Source organism: Nonomuraea sp. NPDC003214, from assembly GCF_053590035.1.
Map to the genome: position 1 here is coordinate 47576 of NZ_JBSFSX010000026.1, position 19465 is coordinate 67040.

Genomic DNA, 19465 nt, shown 5'->3' on the forward strand with positions numbered 1-19465 from the left:
AGGGCCCGGGCCAGCGCAGCCTCCGCTCGTGGAGCCGTCCAGCTGCTCGGTGACCGGCTGCGGACGCGGCTGCTGGAGAGCGCCAGAGACTGGGAGAACCGGCGGGGGCGCCACCACGGCCGGCGTCCAACCGGACTGACCGGCAGGGAGCGGCAGTTCGTACGACTACGACTCCCTACTGTTCACCGAGGACGCGACGGGCCAGGACAGCGTCGTCCACCGCACCGGTGACGGCTATCGGCCGGCCCAGCTCGTGCCACTCGATCGCCTGCCTTCAACCGTCTCATCGACGTCGCCTCATCCCGGGGATCTCACCAGCCAGGTACTGCCGCGAGTCGCGACGTAATCCCTTCCTGACGTATGCGCACGACCATCGATTTCGTTGCGGGTATGGATGGCACAAGGCCCTGCCAGGGGTGACTCGGGACTCCGCGAGTGCGGGACCTTCGGCCCTGATGTGGGCGCCGCTGTAACCGGAAGGCTGAAGTCGAGACCCGATACAGAAAGAGAACCGTCATGCGCGCTGCCGTCGTCACCGCCTTCGACAAGCCCGTCGAACTTCAGGAGGTGCCCGTACCCGAGCCGGGGCCGTCCCAGGTCCTCGTCCGCATCGAGGCCAGCGGCTTGTGCCACACCGACATCCACGCCGCCCACGGCGACTGGCCGGTCAAACCTGCGCTGCCGTTCACCCCCGGCCACGAAGGCGTCGGCGTCATCGTGGAGGCCGGCTCCGCCGTGACCGGCCGGGCGGTCGGCGAGCGGGTGGCCATCCCCTGGCTCGGCTACGCCTGCGGCACTTGCGAATACTGCGTCAGCGGCCGTGAGACCCTGTGCGAGTCCCAGCTGAACAGCGGGTACGCGATCAACGGCGGCCACGCCGAGTACGCGGTCGCGCACGCCGCCTACGTGGTCCCGGTGCCCGACGGCGTCGCCTCGGCTGAGGCCGCGCCCTTGACCTGCGCAGGCGTGACCACGTACAAGGCGGTCAAGGTCTCTGGTCTGCGGCCTTCCGAACGTGCCGCGATCTTCGGCATCGGCGGGCTCGGCCACCTGGCGCAGCAGTACGCGCAGATCTTCGGTGGCGAGATCATCGCGGTAGATGTCACCGACGAGAAGCTGCGCCTGGCCCGGGAGCTGGGCGCCTCCCACACGGTCAACGCTGCCGTCAGCGACCCGGTCGCCGAGATCAATGCCCTGGGCGGGGCGGACGTGGCTATCGTGCTGGCCGCCAGCCCGCGCGTGCTGGAGCAGGCGCACGCTTCGCTACGCCGTGGTGGCCGCCTGGTGCTGGTGTCGCTGCCCAAGGACAACACCATGAGCCTGCCCGTCTTCCAGACCGTCCTCGGTGGCATCAGCGTCATCGGCTCCATCGTCGGCACCCGCGCCGACCTGGCCGAGGTCTTCGAACTGCACGCCGCGGGACGCACCAAGGTCGTCTACGAGACGCGCAAGCTGGAGGAGATCAACCAGTCCTTCGACGACGTCCTGGCCGGCACCGTGCCCGCCCGCCTGGTCTTCGAGCTGTGACCACTTCACGACAAGACGCCGTACCCGACCAGAGGACCTTGGTCCTCCTCTCAAGCACATCCGGCTCCAACGGCAGCACGCCCAGGGAATCCCCCGGCCGTCAGGCCATCCGCCAGCGTGACGATGATCGCGGACAAGGTCATGAGGTGGGGCACTGGGCAACGCCGCCGAGCCACGCTGATGGTCACTGCCAGGGGTCGGCGGCGCTCGGTCCGCTCAGCCCTTCTGAGCCCAGTCGCCCAGCGACCAGTCACGCACCTCGGGCATGTCTTCGAGGTGTTCGACCACGTACGCCTGATGCTCGGTCAGTTTCCGCTCGCACCAGGCCATCAGGTCGCTGGCGCCGCGCGGCAGCCGCCTGGCGTTGTTGAGTGCGTCCATGACCAGGTGGTAGCGGGAGGCGCGGTTGAGCACGGTCATGTCGAAGGGTGTGGTGGTGGTGCCTTCCTCGATGAAGCCGCGCACCCGGAACCGGTCAGCGTCCGGGCGGCCGTGCACGAGCTGGTGGATGGCGCCCGGGTAGCCGTGAAAGGCGAACACGACATCGACGGTGTCGGTGAACAGCTCGGTGAACAAGGTGCCGCTCATGCCGTGCGGATGGTCCTTCGGGCGCGGCAGCGTCATCAGGTCCACGACGTTGACCACGCGCACCTTGAAGCCGGGCAGCCGCTCCTTGAGGATCTGCGCCGCCGCGACCGTCTCCATGGTCACCACGTCGCCGGCGCAGGCGAGCACGATGTCGGGGTCGCTGGTGCCGTCGTCGGTGCCGGCCCATTCCCAGATTCCGGCGCCGCGGGCGCAGTGCTCGATGGCCTGGTCGATGTTCAGCCACTGCAGCTGCGGCTGCTTGTCGATGACGATGAGGTTGATGTACGACCGCGACCTCAGGCAGTGGTCGGCCACCGACAGCAGGCAGTTGGCGTCCGGCGGCAGGTAGACGCGGGCGACGTCGCCGCGCTGGGTCAGCACGACCTGGATCAGGCCGGGCCCTTGGTGGGAGAAGCCGTTGTGGTCGTTGCGCCAGGCGGTCGAGGTCAGCAGCACGTTGAGGCTGGGCACCTTGGCCCGCCACGGCAGCCGGCTGGCCTCCTGCAGCCACTTGCCGTGCTGCACCGTCTGGGAGGCGCTGACCATGGCGAACGCCTCGTAGGTGGCGAACATGCCGTGCCGCCCGGTCAGCGTGTAGCCCTCCAGCCAGCCGTGGCAGTTGTGCTCCGACAGCACCTCCATGACCCGCCCGTTCCGGCTGATCGCCACGTCGTCGGCCGTCACGCGTTCGGCGAAGGCGCGGTCGGAGACCTCGAACACGGCGCCGAGCCGGTTGCTGTTGGTCTCGTCCGGGCAGAACAGACGGAAGGTGTCGGGGTTGTCGCGGTAGACGTCGCGCAGCAGCTCGCCGAGCCGGCGGGTCGACTCGGCACGCAGTCGCGCCGGATGCGGCACCTCGACGGCGTAGTCGCGGAAGTCGGGCAGGGCGAGGTCGCGCGTCAGCAGGCCACCGTTGGCGTGCGGGCTGGCGCTCATCCGCAGGGCGCCCTCCGGCGCCAGGCCGCGCACCAGCTCACTGGGCGCGCCGGTGGCGTCGAACAGTTCCTCCGGCCGGTACGAGCGCAGCCAGCTCTCCAGGATCGCCAGGTGCTCCGGGTTGTCGCGTACCCCGGACAGCGGCACCTGGTGCGAGCGCCACGTACCCTCCATCTGCACGCCGTCCACCTTGTCCGGGCCCGTCCACCCCTTGGGCGAGCGCAGCACGATCAGCGGCCACCGCGGCCGGGTCCCGTCCCACGCGCCGGTACGGGCCAGATGCTGAACGGCGCGGATCTTGCTCCAGGCCTCGGCCAGCGTCGCCGCGAAGCGGTGGTGCATGCCCGGCAGGTCCGAGCCCTCCACCTCCAGCACCTCGTAGCCGTGGCCCTCCAGCAGCCGGCGCACCTCGGCGGGGTCCTTGCGGGACAGCACCGTGGGGCCGGCGATCTTCGCACCATTGAGGTGCAGGATCGGCAGCACGGCGCCGTCCCGCTCCGGGTTGAGGAACGACACGCCCTTCCACGACCCCTCCAGCGGGCCGGTCTCGGCCTCGCCGTCACCCACTACCGCCACGGCCAGCAGGTCGGGGTTGTCCATGACGGCGCCGAAGGCGTGCACCAGCACGTATCCCAGCTCGCCGCCCTCGTGGATCGAGCCCGGGGTGGTCACCGAGACGTGGCTGGGGATGCCGCCGGGGCTGGAGAACTGCCGGAACAGCCGCAACATCCCGGCCTCGTCCTGGCTGACCGCCGGGTAGATCTCGCTGTAGGTACCCTCCAGGTATCCCGCAGCCACCAGCGCCGGTCCGCCGTGCCCGGGACCGGCCAGATAGATCGCCTGCTGCCCGGTGTGCCGAACGAGCCGTGAGACATGCGCGTAGATCAACGACAGCCCGGGGCTGGTACCCCAGTGCCCCAGCAATCGCGGCTTGATGTGCCGCGGCGTCAGCGGCTCACGCAGGAGCGGATTGCCCTGCAGGTAGATCTGCCCGATCGTGAGGTAATTGTTGGCCCGCCACCAGGCGTCCAATTGATCAATCTCTTCGGCAACCGGTGAGGCTAGTCTCCGCAGCGTCTCACCACCGACGGCCTGGCGGACCTGCTCATCCGAAACTGCGGTCATGGGCCCGTTCCCCTCTCAGCCTGGCTTGGCGGCGCCAGATCAGCAGCATCAGTCCTTTCCCCTATCCCGCCAGCGGCGGGAGAAAACAGTACATAGCCCCATAACCCCCACCAGGCTGCAGGAGCTGCCAGGCCGCGTGTAGAACGGCCGCAGTTCGCGCGGAGCAGGACGCTTCGCTGACCGAACTGAGCAGCACCGAGCCCGCCGTGCCGACCGAAGTGTCAATCCTTGTGTGCTCGGCAATCGTCACCCGCGGATGCTCCTTCTCGTGCATCTCCAGCGATTCGATGACGAGAGATTGCCGAACCACAGCACATTGAACAGACGGATGCGATCAACACACGCTCTGCCCGACGAGATCGCCAGTTCGGCCTGACCGCAACACCATCGCGCGCCTATTCGCGTCCGGCCACCTCGTCGCCGTCGACCTCGCCGCACCCCGGCTGAGGCCGCCAGACCACCCGGCCGCAGATTGGGCGCCCGCCGGCGAAGCTGCCCAGCGGGAATGAGAGGATCACCCTGGAGGCCGAGGTCCGGCACGGCTCGTGGAGGATCCCGCCGCAGGCGGGGCTCCGACGAAGCGGGTGATGAGCGGCCCTGCGATGGCCAGCACGAGCACATAGGCGGCTACCAGCGGCGCCAGAGTGGGCAACTGGGGCCCCGCCAGGCCGACGATCACGATGGAGAACTCCCCTCGCGCGATGAGCGCGGCGCCCGCGCGCCGCCTGCCTCGCCGGCCCACCGCGTCGCGGGCAGCAGCGTAGCCCCCGGTGAGCACCTTGGTCAGCCCGGTGACCATGGCCAGCGCCAGCGCGGGCGGCAGGACGGGCAGCAGGTCGGCGGGAGCCACCGACAAGCCGATGGCCACGAAGAACATCGCGGCGAACAGGTCACGCAAGGGCATGATGACGGCTCGCGCACGCTCGGCAGTCTGCCCGGTCAGCGTCAGTCCGACCAGGAAGGCACCCACCGCCGCCGACGCGTGCACGAACTCGGCCAGCGCAGCCACCACCATGGTGAGCCCCAGCATGCGCAGCATCAGCTGCTCGTTGTCCGGATGCGCCACGAGCCGGCCAATGTGATGTCCCCAGCGGGAAGAGGCGGCGAAGGCGCACATCACGGCGCCGACCGCGACCAGCGCGCCCAGCGCTGCCTGCCACCAGGCGCCTCCGGAAGCCAGTACTGCCAGTACAGGCAGGTAGGCTGCCATCGCAAAATCTTCCAGCACCAGAACCGCCAGCACCGACGGTGTCTCCCGGTTGCCCAGGCGCCGCAAATCCCCGAGCAGCCGGGCGATGATGCCCGAAGAGGAGCTGTAGGTGGCGCCGGCCAGCGCCAGCATGCCCACGCCGTCCAGTCCCAGCATCCAGCCAGCCAGCGCGCCCGGGACGGCGTTGGCCACCAAGTCCACCCCTGCCGACGGCAGATGATGGCGCATGCTCGTGGAGAACTCCGCGATGGAGAACTCCAGTCCGAGCGCCAGCAGCAACAACACGATCCCAATCGAGGCTGCGGCCTGTACGAACTCGCTTGCGGCCGGGGCGGGCAGCATGCCGCGCTCGCCGAGCACCAGTCCGGCCAGCAGGTAGAGCGGGATGGGCGACAGCGTCATCCGGCGGGCCAGGGTGCCCAGGAGCCCGAGGGCCGCCAGGATGAGGCCGAGCTCCAGCAGCAGCGCGATCGAGATGTGCACGCGTTCAGCCCTGGATGATGCCCTTCACGCCGTCGATGCCTTCCTGGGTGCCTATCACCACAAGCACGTCATCGGCTCGCAACACCTCGTCCGGGCCGGGCGAGGCGATCACATCCGCACCGCGGATGATCGCCACCACCGACACCCCCGTACGGGTGCGTGCGCGCGTGTGCCCCAGCGGGCGATCCACGTAAGGCGAGATCGGGGCCACTGTCACCGGTTCAGCACTCAGCCCTGGAATCTCCCGGGTCAGGTCGGCGAAACGCTCGGCGATCCGCGGCGCACCGAGGATCTGCGCCAGCGCCTCGGCCTCCTCCTCGGTCAGCCGAAACAGCGGCCAGCCCTCATCGCGGTCATCGCCTGCGTAGCCGACCACCTCGAAATCACCCGTGCGCCGCGCCACCACAGCGATCCGCTCCCCCGCCTGGGTGGTGAACTCATACCGCAGACCGACACCTGGCAACAGCACTTCGTTCACGTCCATGAAGCCATCATCCCGGCAGGCCGGCACCTCCTGCCGGATGGCGCACCGTGAACCTCCCGGTCGATGCGGGCCGGCGCGTCTCCAGCCGCCGATGCGGTCGCCGGTCGCGATGGACGGCAGGCGAGACAGGCCCACAACCTTCATCGACGATGTCGGCCACCGTGCAGCTGAGGGCGAGGTGATGAACGTGGGGCAGACGTGTCTGACGGTCCCAGGAGGGTACATGATGGCGATCAATGTGCGTGATCGTCGGTTTTGACAGGTCTCCAGCGGCCGCTGCCGAGAGCAACGCCTTCATCGCGGCAATCGAGCGCGGGAGAAAGCCGAGCCCGCTCACTTCCGATCGGGGAGCCCGATTCGCGCACCCCGGCTGGAACTCCAAGCCTCTGGTGCGCCGCACCAACGGCAGCGAAGGTCTGGCATCTCACCCAGTTGGTGCAGGAACTGGACGCCGCCCTGGTTTCTCGTCGGATCGCGGCCTCGGCGCCGCCCAAGCGGTCCTGGGCAGGGTTTCGGACATGGTGGTGCACTGCATGCAGCAAGCCCACCCCGTCCTCGTCGTGCCGCATCCTTTGCTGCCCGCTTAGCAGGCGACCTGGAGAACGGGCCGGCGCTCATCTGCTGGGATGGATCACCCGGCGCAGAAGCCGCCCTCACGGTGACGCAGGGGCCGCGTCAGAAGGGACCTTGCGATCGTTTGCTGGACGGCGCTGACATCCGCTCGTCCTCGGGCGGCCTGCCGCAGATCGGCGGCATCACTCTGGATCGGCTGGACGTCGCCAGCGGCTCCTGCACGCCTGGGCGCGCTGTGGCCGGGGCGCTCAGCGCGGTCGCGGCCGGGGCGCGCCCGTCGTGGCCGCCGGGTCACGGGGCGTTCAGCGGCACGCGGGATCCGCATGAGCGGCGTTGCAATGGCCGCCTTGCATCCACGCCCACCGACCAGTCATGGTTGTGCCCCGGGCCGGCCCAAGAACTCAAGTGAGTCTCGGGCTCCGCAGGGGGCCAGGCTGCGGCAGGTTCAGCGTCGGCGAAGACCCGCTCTCTCCGCAGGCCGGTCGGGCCTGTTCTCGCCCTCGGAGGGCGTGACGGTGGGCAGGGGAGCGGTGGCCGTGTCCATAAAGCTGTCAGCGCCACCACCATCCGCTCTGTCCCCTATGGCCGCTGGGCCGCGTGCCTCAACAGGTTCACGAGATGCACGACCGCCGCGATGGCTGTAAGTGCGATGGCGACGATCACCACCGTTCGGACGAGGAGCGCCCAGTCGACGGTGGGGTCGTCGAATGCGAACGGGAAGACCCGCAGGATCTGAACCAGCGCCGGGAGGCTGATCAGCGTGGTCGCCAGGTCTCCTGTCGCCCTCATCCAGTGCGGGTCGCGGCCGAGGAAGACCACGTTGGCGATGAGAGCCGCGATCAGTGAGAGGTTGACCAACGGCAGCACCCGCAAGGTGTCGGAGGTGAGGAATGGCGCGGATCGCCAGCCGGGGTGAGCGTTGATGGCGTACAGCAGGGCCCCGTCGACGACAGCGGCGATCGAGTAGCCGGTGCGACGAGCGACGGCCGGACGGCGTGTCGCGCGTGGCCTTCCATCCTGAATCTCCAATGGCCCTCAGGAGAGTTACTGACCCACCGTCACACTATGCACTCAGCCCGACAGGAGGGCAGAGGCGAAGGTTGGGTACGAGGGGAGCCGAAAGCCCTCCAAGTCTCTCCAGACAGCACACTGCCCGACTTCCAGTGCAAGGCTCAGCCGGTTCGGCAGAGCATGATGTTCGATGCTCCGGCCCTGCCGAGTCGCAGACGTCGGCCGGTGAAGTCTTGGCCTTCGAACCGGCCCGCGCCGAACCCCGCGGTGTCTTCCGCAATGTGTGCTTCCGGCCATCCGGGAAAGGACCAACGTCCCTGTTCGCGGCACGCAGGTTCGCGAACAGTAGTACACGGACACATTCGAACGATCGTTCATCGGCCGGGAGATCACGGCGAGCACGGAGGACATGACAGTGATGCCTTTGTCTGGGCTGACGTCGGCGGAGGCGGCCTCGCGGCTGGCACGCGACGGCGCCAACCTGCTTCCGCAGAAGGCGCCCGTGCCCTTGTGGCGACGCATCGCATCCCAACTGCGCGACCCGCTCATCATCGTCCTGCTCATCGCGGCAGTGCTGACCATCACGACAGGTGACTGGGCCGACGCGGCCGTGATCATACTGGTGATCGTGGTCAATACCACTGTCGGGGTGGTGCAGGAGGTCCGGGCCGACCGAGCCATCACGGCCCTGGCACAGCTCGCGAGCCCGGAGGCGCGCGTGGTGCGCGACGGCCGCCAGCAGCAGATCCCCTCCAGCGACGTGGTGGTGGGAGACCTGCTGATCCTGGCCGAGGGCGACATCGTCCCCGCCGACGCCAAGGTGCACGAGTCGGCGGCGCTGCTCGTCGACGAGTCGGCGCTGACAGGCGAGTCGGTGCCGGTGGACAAGGGCATCGATGCCCCGGTCTCGTCCGGCACCGTAGTGCTGCGTGGGCGCGGGCGGGCGGAGGTCACCGCCGTCGGGGCGGCCAGCGCGAGCGGCCGCATCGCCTCCCTGATGGTCAAGGGGGCTCGGCTCACCCCGCTGCAACGTCGCCTGGTGGGAGTCGGCCGGCTCCTGGCCGGCGTCGCCGTGCTGCTGTCGGCGATGGTCATGGCCCTGGGACTGGTGCGCGGCCAGCCGGTGGAACTGATGGTGATCACCGCCATCAGCCTGGTCGTCGCCGCTGTCCCCGAGTCCCTTCCTGCCGTCGTGACGTTGAGCCTCGCGCTGGGCGCACGCCGGATGGCCGCGCGCAACGCCCTTGTCCGCAAACTGCCCGCGGTGGAGACCCTCGGCTCGGTGACCGCCCTGGCCACCGACAAGACCGGCACCCTCACCGAGGGTCGGATGGTCGCCCGCCGGCTGTGGACGCCTACGGCACAGGCCACGATGGGTGGCACTGGCTACGCCCCCGAAGGGCAGATCACTGGCGACCATGATTCCGGCGCTTTCGAGGCGCTGCTGACAGCGGCGGTGCTCTGCAACGACGCCCGGCTGTCGCCCCCGCACGACGCCGACGGCGAGTGGACGGCGCTGGGCGACCCCACCGAGGCGGCCCTGCTCGCCGCCGCCGCCAAGCTCGGCCTCGACCGCAAGAACGTGCAGACCCGCCTTCCCCGCCTGGCCGAGCTGCCCTTCGACAGCGACCGCAAGCGCATGAGCACCGTGCACCAACTGCCCGGCGGCGGCGCACGCCTGATCTGCAAAGGCGCGCCCGAAGCCCTGCTCCACCACCCCGTCCTGATCGACCAGCCGGATCTGCTCGCCCGCGCCGCCGCACAGGCCGACCAGTTCGCCCGAGCCGGATACCGGGTCCTCGCGGTGGCAAGCACCGATCTCGACGCCGCACCGGCCACGATCCAGGAGAACGGCCTGTCACTGCTCGGCCTGATCGCGATCCTGGACCCACCACGCCCGGCCGCCGCCACCGCCGTCGCCGACTGCAAGCGAGCCGGCATCAAAGCGATCCTCATCACCGGAGACCACCCCGGCACCGCCCGCGCCATCGCCACCGAGCTGGGCATCATCGCCGACGGTGACCGGGTCGTCGACTGCCGCGAACCCGGCGCCTTCGACCACGGCCAGGCCGGCGTCTACGCGCGGGCCACACCGGAGCAGAAGCTCGACATCATCCAGAGCCTCCAGTCTCGTGGCGGTGTCCTGGCGATGACGGGCGACGGGGTCAACGACGGCCCCGCCCTGCGGCGTGCCGACATCGGCGTGGCCATGGGCAAGCGCGGCACCGAAGTCGCGCGGCAGGCAGCCGACCTGGTACTCGCCGACGACAATCTGGATACCGTCGTCGCTGCCGTCGAGGAGGGACGCCGCGTCTATGCCAACATCCGGCGCTTCCTGGTCTACGGCCTGTCCGGCGGCGCGGCCGAGATCGCCGTGATGTTGCTGGGCCCGTTCGTCGGGCTCCCGCTCCCCCTGCTCCCCGCCCAGATCCTGTGGATCAACCTGCTCACCCACGGGCTGCCCGGCGTGGCCCTGGGCGGCGAGCCGACCGTGCCGGGAGCCATGGCCGATCCGCCCCGGCCGCCCAGTCAGAGCATCCTCGGCGCGGGTCTGTGGCAACGCGTCGTCCGGATCGCCGTCGTCCTCACCTCCGTCACGCTCGGGGTCGCCGTCTGGGCAGCAGCGACCGGACGGCCCTGGCAGAGCATGGCCTTCTTCGCCCTCGGCGCGACTCAGCTCGGCGTCGCGCTCGGCTCCCGCACCCGGCCAGGAACCCTGGCCAACCCCATGCTGCTGCTCGCCGTCGCCGGCGCGTTCGTCCTGCAACTGGCGGCCCTGTACCTGCCGCCGCTGCGCCAGCTCCTCGGCACCCAGCCACTCAACGCCGTCGACCTGCTGATCGTCACCGCGCTGTCCGTACTCGGCTACGCCGCCGCCCGCCTCGACCGGATCCTGCACCCCTCCCCCCGCCCGCAAGAATCTCAGCTTCAGGTCACCGCTAGCGAGGGCGATCGGCAAAGGTCGCGGGACTTTCCTCCCTAAGCTCCCGGCAGGAACCCGGGCAGGCTGAAGACACGAAACTCGACTCGGCCGGTTTACAGGTGCTCACTCATGAGGAGTGCATGCACCTGCCGGCTTCACGCCCGGTCGGGCGCTGCCGGCCATGCAGCCGGTCAGCTTTTGCCTGAACAGGCGGGACATCGTCATCCGTACGGCGGCCGGCTCCAAGCTGGCCGCCGCTACCCGCCGCTCGGTCGTAGCGTCCGAGGTCGACAACTTCGACAGCTACGCGCGCAGCGGCTGCTCGGTCGCCGTCGTAGGTTATGCGCGTGTAGCCGACGACCCCGCAGAGATCGCCCGGCTGGAACGACTGCCGTGGGCGCCAGGCCGTGACCACTTCATCGTCATCCCCAGGGTGGGAGTGCCCCGGCCGGCGCGTCGGGCAACTGACCTGACTTCACGGAGCCAGCCCCAGGGCCCAGGCCGGCGAATGAAGCCTCCGAGCGACACCAGCGCTGTGGCTGGAGCCGTCGAAGTGCGGGCGCGCCCGCCGGCCATCTTGCCTGGCGGCGTGAACGAGACGTCGTGTGGGGCCTCGCAAGCTGGCCTGCCAGAAGGCGTAGGCGGTCGCCGCTTCGCAGCTGTCGGAGTCGTCGATGCCGACCTCGACCTCGCCGGCTGGCTCGCGGGTCCGGCACGCACCACGATCACCGGGCACGGCGTGCACTGCCACCGCCAACGCCCACGGCTACGAGAACGATCACGGTAGCCTCCTGTGCCCGAGCCCTTCGCTGGAGCCTCTCCCGGCAAACTTCAGATGAGGCAAGGCAGACATGGCCATGTCTTTGCTTCCCAGCGAGGCTTGCCCGTGCGGCCCGGGGAAGGCCTATCCGGTCAGGACCGGACGGCTCCTCTCAGGGGGCGACAATGCGCGACGAACATGCCGGCCGGCCCATCCTGGTCGGCTACTACGACGTGCCAGAGAGCCGACACGCGCTGACCTGTGCGCTCGAGGAAGCGCGGCTGCGCAGTCTGCCGGCGCTGGCTGGCCGTCTCCTGCACTGGCGCTACACCCTCACGCCTCTGTCCGACGAGGCCATGGTGCAGATCGACCAGGTCACCCAAACGGTCGTGGAGGAAGGCACCGGCTGTGCCCGGGAACTCGCCGTGGACGTCCGGCGGCTCCGTTCGCTGGGCACCTGCTCTGTGGTGCTCCTGGAGTTCGGGAATGAAGCGAAGCTGACGGTGCTGGGATCTCGCGGGCATGGAGGGTTCGACGGCCTGCAGGTAGGGTCAACGGCCGTCCAGAGGCCCGCTTGCGACAGACCGGTCGAATGCCTGGACCCGCAGCGATGGGCGGACCCGGCCGCCGGATCGTGGTCAGACTGGACGGCGGCTCACCCGCCAACCCCGCAGCACTCCATCTCGCCGTGGAGGAGGTCGCGCTGCGTCTCGGGACAGGGACGGTCCTGTGCTGCTGGGCCGACTGCGGATCGTCGTCCTGGCCGGCGCCCCTTCCGTTCGCAGATTGCCGCGCACTGCGCGAAGGGCCGCGACCTGCTTCCGCGAAGTGGCCACGCACCTGGCGCAAAGGCATCCCGACATGCCGGTGATCACCGAGTAGTTGCAGACCGAACGGCCGCAGCGGGCCCTACTAGACGAAGAACTGGACGCCACTCGCCTAGTGCTCGCCAACCGGGGCAACGAATCCCAGCCCTGTCTGCTGCCGGGGTCAGTCACCTAGGCGGCGCTGCTCAATGCCTGTTTTCCGGTCGCGGTGTCCCCTGCGGCAGTTTTGAAGCCACGAATCCCGCCAAGTTGATCCCAGGTCGCCGGGGCAAAGGGGCAAACGAGCACTGTGGAGGTGGATCACGATGGTGAGACCGATCGTGGTGGGGGTGGACGGCTCCACCCCGGCCCATGCGGCAGTGGAATGGGCTGCCGCCGACGCCCGGCGCAGACGGCTGCCCCTGCGGATCGTGCATGTGTGCGAGCAGTGGCAGGACAACGTCAACGGCATGAAGTACTGCGCGGGAATGCTGCAGGCCGCTGCCGATCGGGCCCGGGCCACCGGTGATGACCTGGAGGTGAACACTGAGTTCCTCGATGGGAACGTAGTGGAGAGGCTGGTCGGCCAATCGGTTTCCAGCCAGTCTGTGGTACTGGGCAGCCGAGGCCTGGGCGGGTTCGCCGGACTGGTGATCGGCTCGGTGAGCCTCGCGGTCGCGGGACGCGCCGAAGGCCCGGTCGTCGTCGTCCGCGCGGCGACCACCGTCCCCGTGCATTCACTGATCGTGGTAGGCGACGATGGATCCGGCGCCGCCCGGGAAGCCATGCTCTACGCCATCGAACAGGCCCGTGCCCGCAGTGCTCGCGTTCTCGCCGTTTACGCCTGGCGGCAGCCGGTGCTCTCAGCTTATGGACGGGATTACGCCGACCTCTTCACCGACTCCTTCGGGGAGGAATGCCGTGCCGCGCGTGAGCGGGTCGATGCCTGGCGGAACGAGTTCGCCGGGGTGGAGATCACGGGGCGTCAGGTCAACGAGCATCCGGTTGCGGCGCTCGCCGACGCCTCCGCCGCGGCCGATCTGGTCGTGGTGGGATCACGGGGACGGGGCGGCTTCGCCTCCGCCGCGCTGGGCTCGGTGAGCCATGGCCTGCTGCATCACGCCGTGTGCCCCGTCGCGGTGGTCCGGCCGCGGAGCGGGCGCGCCGAGACCACCGGGCAGTGACCCCGGTGCAGGGCGCTGTGGTCGAAGTCGATTTTCGACTGCCCTGGTAATGGGAGCGGTGACCGAGCGGCGGCGAAGTCGTGCTCAGGTGCCTCCTCGTGCGCCCAGCGGTGAGATCGTGCTGGCTATTACAGCTCTTCTGCGGCGGACCGCGCTCCGGAGTACGGACGCGAGGCAGGCCGCTGCCCGCCGGGACGTCTGCAGGTCCTGCACGCTGTGTGCTATCTGTCCGCAGCTCGGTGTAGGCGTCATGGACTCTCTTGCCGGCGCAGGCGGACGGCGGTGACCTTGTACTCAGGGCATGCGGTGACGGCGTCCGCGTGGCCGGAGGTCAGGGCATTGACCCGGCTGGACGGGAAATGGAAGGCGCAGAAGACCTGGCCCCGCGTGACCTCCTCGGTGAGGCGTACGAGCAGCGCGGCCTGCCCGTGCCTGCTTTCAACGACCACCGGGGCGCCGTCGCGCAGGGCCAGCCGGGCGGCGTCGGCGGGGTGTACGTCCAGCCGAGCCTCGCCTTCAAGCTCCAGGATGCCGCTTCTCCTGGTCATGTTGCCGGAGTTGTAATGCGCCCAGCGGCGGCCAGTGATGAGGATCAGCGGGTAGTCGTCGTCTGCGCTTTCGCCCGGCGGCAGATAGGGGATGGCGGCGAGGTGCGCCTTACCGTCCGCGGTCGCGAACCGGGCCTGGTAGAGCCTGCTCACGCCAGGGCGGCAGGGGTCGGTGCACGGCCAGGGGATCGCTCCTTCCCGATCCAGCCTCTCATGGGAGATTCCGGCGTAGGCGGGAGCGACCTGCCCGCATTCGGCGAGTGCTTCGGCGGGTGTCGGACAGCCGAGGTCAGTTCCGCAGGCCGCGGCAAGGGCCTGGACGATGGCGAAGTCGGTCCTGGCCTGGCCGGGCGGGACGAGCGCGGGGCGCACTCGCTGGAAGCGCCGGTCGAAGTTGACGAAGGTGCCGTCCTTTTCCAGCCAGGAGGCGGCCGGCAGGACCACGTCGGCGTTGCGGGCGGTCTCGGAGAGGAAAAGCTCCTGGCTGATGACCAGGGGGCATGCGTCCAGAGCGGATATCACCTCGTTGGCGTCGGGGTCTGTGGTGGCCACGTCCTCCCCGATGATCCACAACACTCGCAGGTCACCCGAGCGGGCCGCTGCGAACATCTGCGGGATGCGCAGGCCCTCGTGGTGCGGCAGGCGTGCGCCCCATACGTGTTCGGCGCGGCCGCGCGCCACCGGGTCGCGGACCTTCCCGTAGCCGGGCAGCAGGTCGGGCAGGGCGCCCATGTCGGAGGCGCCCTGAACGTTGTTCTGGCCGCGCAGCGGGTTCACACCGTAGCCACGGGTGGTGCCGACTGCGCCCCGCAAAATCGCCAGGTTGGCCAGCGTCCTTACGCCGTCGGTGCCGTGCAGGTGCTCGGTCACGCCCAGCCCATACACGATCGCGGGACGTTCCGCCTGCCCGTAGAGCCGTGCGGCGGCGATCAGATCTGCTGCGGGGACGCCGGTGATCATGGCGACCCGTTCCGGCGCGTAGCCGCCGAGAATCTCGGTGAGTTCCGGGAGCCCCGTGGCGCGCAGCCGCAGGAACTCCTCGTCGATCAGCCCCTCGGTGAGCAGCACCCGGGCGAGCCCGTTGAACAGGGCCACGTTGGTTCCCGGTCTCGGTCGCAGATGCACGTCGGCGAGCCCGGCGAGCCCGACGGCGCGCGGATCGGCGACGATCAGTCGCACGCCGCGCAGCACCCGCTGGAGCAGGCGCGCGCCGACGACCGGATGCGCCTCGACCGGATTGGCGCCCACCACGAGCAGGCAGTCGGCCTGCTCCACGTGCTCCAAGCTGTCGGTGCCGCCCGCCAGGCCGAAGGCGGCGGTGAGCCCCGCGGCCGATGGCGAGTGGCACAGGCGCGAGCAGTTGTCGACGTTGTTAGTGCCGACGACGACTCTCATGAACTTCTGGATCAGGTAGTTCTCCTCGTTGGTGGCCCGGGCCGAGGAGATCGCCGCCACGCTGTCCGGGCCCGACTCGGCGATGGCGTCCTGGATCGCGCGAGCGATGTGATCGAGCGCTTCGTCCCAGCTGGCCGGCCGTAGCTCGGAACCGCGGCGCAGCAGCGGCTCTGTAAGTCGCTCCGGGGAACGCAGGAAACCATGCGCGAAGCGACCCTTGACGCAGGCGTGACCCCGGTTGACCGGTCCATCTCTCGCCGGCCTCACTGCCGTGACCGCACCATCACGGGTGAGCACGTCCAGGGCACAGCCGACGCCGCAGTATCCGCAGGTGGTACGCGTTCGGGTGAGGGCGGCCAGCTGTGTCCCGGCGGGCAGACCAGGCTCGGTCAGAGCGCCAGTGGGACAGGTGTCCACACAGCCGCCACATGCGACGCAGTCGGACTCCGCCCAGAGGCCGCCGGTGCCCGGCGCAACCACGGTCTCGGCGCCCCTGCCGGTCAGCGTGAGCGCGAACGTGCCCTGCACCTCGGCGCACATGCGCACGCAGCGACCGCAGGCGATGCACAGATCTCGATCGAGACGCACGAACGGATGGCTGCCGTCGCGACCTCTTCCTGCGCCGTGCTGGTTGTTGCCGGAGGTGATGCCGAGCTCGCGGCAGGTTCGCGCCAGCTCACCGTCGCCTTGGAGCGCGTACGCGGGAAGCGCCGAGACGATCAGCTCGACCGCGTCGCGGCGCAGGCGTCGCAGGTCGTCCTGCTCGACCAGGATCTCGGCGCCGTCCGTCGCCGGGGTTACGCAGGCCGCGAGGTAGTGGCCGCCGACTCCTACCAGGCAGGTCCGACAGGAGCCGGCGGGCGTCAGCCGCTCGTCGTGACAGAGCGCAGGCACCTCGGCACCGGCGGCGCGCACGGCCGCGAGCAGCGTCGCTTCCTGCGTGAGCTCGACGGAGACGCCGTCCACGGTGACTCTCATCCGCCCCATCCTCGGAGGCGATCACCGTAGGCGCGGGCGAGGCTGCGGACGGCGTACGGCAGCCGTCGACCGAACGCGCACAGGCTGGCCTCGCTCATGACGCCCAGCATGCGGGCGTACGCGTCGCCGGGCGGGACGCCGAGCCTGGCCTGCTCCAGGCCGCGGCGGGAGCCGACCCGGCAGGGCGAGCAGGCACCGCAGCTCTCGGCGGCGGCGAACGCCCAGACGTGTCTCAGCATGTCCAGCGGCTCGATCCGCTCGTCGACGGCAACCATACCGGCATGGCCGAGTGCCGCGCCGTGGCCGGCCAGTGCGGCCTCGGTGAGGGGTACGTCCAGCTCCCCCTCCCTCAGGAACCCGCCCAGCGGGCCGCCGATTTGCAGGACACCGAGTTCCGCGCCGTCCCGCAATCCGCCGCCCAGTTCGGTGACGATCTGCCGTACCGGAGTGCCGAGCTCGACCTCATAACATCCGGGACGGGCGAACCGCTCCGACAAGCAGACCAGTTTCGTGCCGGTCTCCCCGGGCGCACCGCGGCGGGCGTAGTCCTGGCCACCGCGGCTGATGATCCACGGCAGCGCGGCCAGCGTCTCGACGTTGTTGACCACGGTCGGGGCACCCCACAACCCCCGGTCTGCCGGATATGGCGGGCGCGCCCGGGCGCAGCCGCGACGGCCTTCGAGCCCAGCGATCAGAGCCGTCTCCTCACCTGTCACGTACGAACCGGCACCTGCCACGACCTCGACGTCCAGGTCGACCTCGCTGCCATGCACGCGGCGGCCGAGATGGCCTTCCGCACGCGCCCGCTCCACCGCCTGCCGCATGGATGCCAGCGCCCGCGGGTACTCCGACCGCACCAGCACCACGCCGCGGCTCGCCTCGCAGGCGAAGCAGGCCAGAGCCAGCCCTTCCAGCACCCGGGCCGGGTCGACCTCCATCAGCAGCCGGTCGGCGTACGAGCCCGGATCGCCCTCGTCACCGTTGGCGATCACCACGGTCTCCGGTGAGCCGCCCGTCGCCGCCCACTTGGCCGCCACCGGGAACCCTGCGCCGCCTCGGCCGCGCAGCCCGGAGGCCGCGACCTCTGACCGGACCAACTCCGGCGTCCGCCTGCTGACGGTCTCCGTCCACGTTAGCCAGGGGCGCTCACCGGCTGAGATGCCGGCGAGCACCACCGGATCCCCCGTGGCGTCGGCTGCGGGAATGGGCGGCGCGTGCGGCCGCACACGTCCTGCCAGCTGGTCGGCAACGTCCGGCCCCGCGCAGGGCGTCTCGCCGTCCAGCGCGGCCGGCCCCGCGTAGCAGTAGCCGAGACAGCGGACCATCTGTACTGTCACCTCGGGGTCCGCATCGTGATCCTTGTCGACCGCGACGCCGAACAGCCGTTCGATCGCGGGCAGATGCCGGCCCGCCTGGGCGGCGAAGCAGGCCGTTGCCTCACAGATCCGCACATGGCGCCGTCCGTGCGGGACCGCGAGGTCCGCGTAGTAGGTCGCCGGACCCAACCCTGCCGCAGCAGGGAGCCCGAACCGCCTGGCGACCTCTGGCGCCCACCTCTCGGGCCGTTCCCGGTGCTCCTCTGCGCCGGCGGTGAGCGCGTCGATCAGGCGAGTACCTGGCCGGCCACGCCGCTCAGCGAGGGCACGGAAGGCATCGAAAGGGCTGCTTCACGAATTTTGTCATGCCCCATTTCCCGTTATCGGACACCTGGGGGACCGGTCGTCGCGCAGCAGGCTGGGCAGACACGTGGGCGTACCCGCTCGGAAACACGGGCTCGCTACCGTTGTTCGCCTGTGGCAACCATGCGGGCAAAGGCGTCGGGTGTGACGATCGGGATGTCGTAAGCGCGGGACTTGCGTGCTTTGCCCGACATACTGTCAGGGTCGGCGGCGACCAGCAGCCGGACCCGCTCGGTGACGGTGGAGTGCGGGAGGTGGCCAGCCTGACGGGCTCGATCCTCCCACGTCTCGCGACCGCCGGTCATGTCGCCGGTGAATACGACAAGGTCGCCCGGCCGCAGTCGGAAGCCTCCCGTCGCGGCCAGGTCACGGGGCGGCACGGCGGGGACACGAGCTTGCTCGACCGCGGCGGGGGTCAGCGTGTGAGGGCCAGTGCACTGGCCCTCACACCACCTCACAGCAGTGAGACATCCGTCGGTGTGATCACCCCAGATCGGCAAGAGCTCAACCTGATCATCGGCGTGTTCACTGACTCCGACGTCAGTGCCGAGACCCAAGCAGGCACGTGTACCGACTTCAAGGCCGGGAGTTCACCACGGTGATCGTGGATCTGGCCGAGAACGGCGGTAGCAGAATCGCCAGGAGCTCGCCCGCAGCCCGCAACAACTTCAGCGTGGCTGTGACCCGCGATTGGGACCGCTCGGACATCCTTGCGTCCTCCAATGTCGTGGCTGGTGTCAAAGGGACCGCTGCGCATGCTTGGCCATCTATGCGGGAAAGGGGGCGTCACTGTCGTAGCGGCGGCGAACCTTCTCGGCCTCGAACAGCCACCCGAACCTATGAGGGCCGGGAGCATCCTGCAAGAGGCCCTACGCGGCAACGTCAAGGTCGCCGCCCCTACTACGAAAACTACCGCCCAACGAGTTGCTCGCGGCCATCGATGCGGCCGAGCACAGCGTTTGGGTGTGGAGACCCTGGGTCGGCAAGCCAATGGCCGACATCCTGCGCGCCCTACAGGCCGCCGCCGGTCGAGGCATCGACATCAGAGCCGTCGTCTTGCCACCGCGAGGAGGCGCGCCATGAACCCTATGTCGAGGTGCTACGTCAAGTGATCAAGCATGTGGTGTTCCTGCAGGATGAGCATCAAAGCTCGCCATGATTGAATCGCCCCGGGTTCGGTGGAGACTTGATCTCTTGAGAGGATCGAGTCCATGCCAGGTAAGTCTCCCTACCCCGCCGAGCTGCGCCGCCGAGC

At 69.6% G+C, this 19465-nt stretch carries 12 protein-coding genes and 1 pseudogene; 5 read left to right on the top strand and 8 right to left on the bottom strand.

Going from position 1 to position 19465, the window contains the following annotated elements:
* Positions 1–516 precede the first annotated feature (516 nt).
* On the top strand, positions 517–1527 hold the full coding sequence (locus ACWDXC_RS42755; protein WP_449992424.1) for a zinc-dependent alcohol dehydrogenase: 1011 nt from the start codon (positions 517–519) through the stop codon (positions 1525–1527).
* A gap of 216 nt (positions 1528–1743) precedes the next feature.
* On the opposite strand, the gene ACWDXC_RS42760 is transcribed toward ACWDXC_RS42755, so the two are convergent.
* The 3 genes from ACWDXC_RS42760 to ACWDXC_RS42770 all read right to left on the bottom strand — a co-directional run bounded on the left by ACWDXC_RS42760 (position 1744) and on the right by ACWDXC_RS42770 (position 6353).
* Positions 1744–4176, bottom strand: a complete 2433-nt coding sequence (locus tag ACWDXC_RS42760) for a phosphoketolase family protein (protein WP_449992427.1) — start codon at positions 4174–4176, stop codon at positions 1744–1746.
* Positions 4177–4690: 514 nt separating this feature from the next.
* Positions 4691–5869 (bottom strand): cation:proton antiporter, encoded by a 1179-nt coding sequence (locus ACWDXC_RS42765; protein WP_449992430.1) that lies wholly within the window; start codon positions 5867–5869, stop codon positions 4691–4693.
* 4 nt (positions 5870–5873) lie between these two features.
* A complete protein-coding gene (locus ACWDXC_RS42770) occupies positions 5874–6353 on the bottom strand; it encodes a cation:proton antiporter regulatory subunit (RefSeq protein ID WP_375075238.1) in 480 nt (159 codons plus the stop codon).
* 236 nt (positions 6354–6589) lie between these two features.
* Here ACWDXC_RS42770 and ACWDXC_RS42775 point away from each other — a divergent pair, with 236 nt between their 5' ends.
* A complete protein-coding gene (locus tag ACWDXC_RS42775; protein WP_375075237.1) occupies positions 6590–6940 on the top strand; it encodes a hypothetical protein in 351 nt (116 codons plus the stop codon).
* 565 nt (positions 6941–7505) lie between these two features.
* On the opposite strand, the gene ACWDXC_RS42780 is transcribed toward ACWDXC_RS42775, so the two are convergent.
* Positions 7506–7955 (bottom strand): hypothetical protein, encoded by a 450-nt coding sequence (locus ACWDXC_RS42780; protein WP_449992433.1) that lies wholly within the window; start codon positions 7953–7955, stop codon positions 7506–7508.
* A gap of 406 nt (positions 7956–8361) precedes the next feature.
* On the opposite strand from ACWDXC_RS42780, the gene ACWDXC_RS42785 reads away from it, so the two are divergent.
* From ACWDXC_RS42785 to ACWDXC_RS42795, 3 genes are all read left to right on the top strand, one after another.
* Positions 8362–10920 carry a cation-translocating P-type ATPase gene (locus tag ACWDXC_RS42785; protein WP_449992436.1) on the top strand — a complete coding sequence of 853 codons (2559 nt, stop codon included), beginning with the start codon at positions 8362–8364 and terminating at the stop codon, positions 10918–10920.
* Between the two features lie 121 nt (positions 10921–11041).
* Positions 11042–11647, top strand: a complete 606-nt coding sequence (locus ACWDXC_RS42790) for a pyridoxamine 5'-phosphate oxidase family protein (protein WP_449992438.1) — start codon at positions 11042–11044, stop codon at positions 11645–11647.
* 1105 nt (positions 11648–12752) lie between these two features.
* Positions 12753–13610 (top strand): universal stress protein, encoded by an 858-nt coding sequence (locus ACWDXC_RS42795; protein WP_449992441.1) that lies wholly within the window; start codon positions 12753–12755, stop codon positions 13608–13610.
* A gap of 248 nt (positions 13611–13858) precedes the next feature.
* On the opposite strand, the gene fdhF is transcribed toward ACWDXC_RS42795, so the two are convergent.
* The 4 genes and pseudogenes from fdhF to ACWDXC_RS42815 form a co-directional block, all read right to left on the bottom strand.
* On the bottom strand, positions 13859–16531 hold the full coding sequence (gene fdhF, locus ACWDXC_RS42800) for a formate dehydrogenase subunit alpha (protein WP_449992444.1): 2673 nt from the start codon (positions 16529–16531) through the stop codon (positions 13859–13861).
* Complete coding sequence (locus tag ACWDXC_RS42805) at positions 16528–16806, bottom strand: NADH-ubiquinone oxidoreductase-F iron-sulfur binding region domain-containing protein (RefSeq protein WP_449992453.1); 279 nt, start codon at positions 16804–16806, stop codon at positions 16528–16530. Before ACWDXC_RS42805 ends, fdhF begins: the two co-directional genes overlap by 4 nt.
* A gap of 309 nt (positions 16807–17115) precedes the next feature.
* Positions 17116–18150, bottom strand: a pseudogene (locus ACWDXC_RS42810) (NAD(P)H-dependent oxidoreductase subunit E); the annotation flags it as partial.
* A gap of 158 nt (positions 18151–18308) precedes the next feature.
* Positions 18309–18590, bottom strand: a complete 282-nt coding sequence (locus tag ACWDXC_RS42815) for a hypothetical protein (RefSeq protein ID WP_449992446.1) — start codon at positions 18588–18590, stop codon at positions 18309–18311.
* Positions 18591–19465 lie beyond the last annotated feature (875 nt).

Bases quoted from the DNA above. Each gene is read 5' to 3' on its own strand.
- ACWDXC_RS42755 (WP_449992424.1), top strand. From the start codon at position 517: ATGCGCGCTGCCGTCGTCACCGCCTTCGACAAGCCCGTCGAACTTCAG.
- ACWDXC_RS42770 (WP_375075238.1), bottom strand. From the start codon at position 6,353: ATGGACGTGAACGAAGTGCTGTTGCCAGGTGTCGGTCTGCGGTATGAG.
- ACWDXC_RS42790 (WP_449992438.1), top strand. From the start codon at position 11,042: ATGCAGCCGGTCAGCTTTTGCCTGAACAGGCGGGACATCGTCATCCGT.
- fdhF (WP_449992444.1), bottom strand. From the start codon at position 16,531: ATGAGAGTCACCGTGGACGGCGTCTCCGTCGAGCTCACGCAGGAAGCG.
- ACWDXC_RS42775 (WP_375075237.1), top strand. From the start codon at position 6,590: ATGTGCGTGATCGTCGGTTTTGACAGGTCTCCAGCGGCCGCTGCCGAG.
- ACWDXC_RS42795 (WP_449992441.1), top strand. From the start codon at position 12,753: ATGGTGAGACCGATCGTGGTGGGGGTGGACGGCTCCACCCCGGCCCAT.
- ACWDXC_RS42760 (WP_449992427.1), bottom strand. From the start codon at position 4,176: ATGACCGCAGTTTCGGATGAGCAGGTCCGCCAGGCCGTCGGTGGTGAG.
- ACWDXC_RS42805 (WP_449992453.1), bottom strand. From the start codon at position 16,806: ATGGTTGCCGTCGACGAGCGGATCGAGCCGCTGGACATGCTGAGACAC.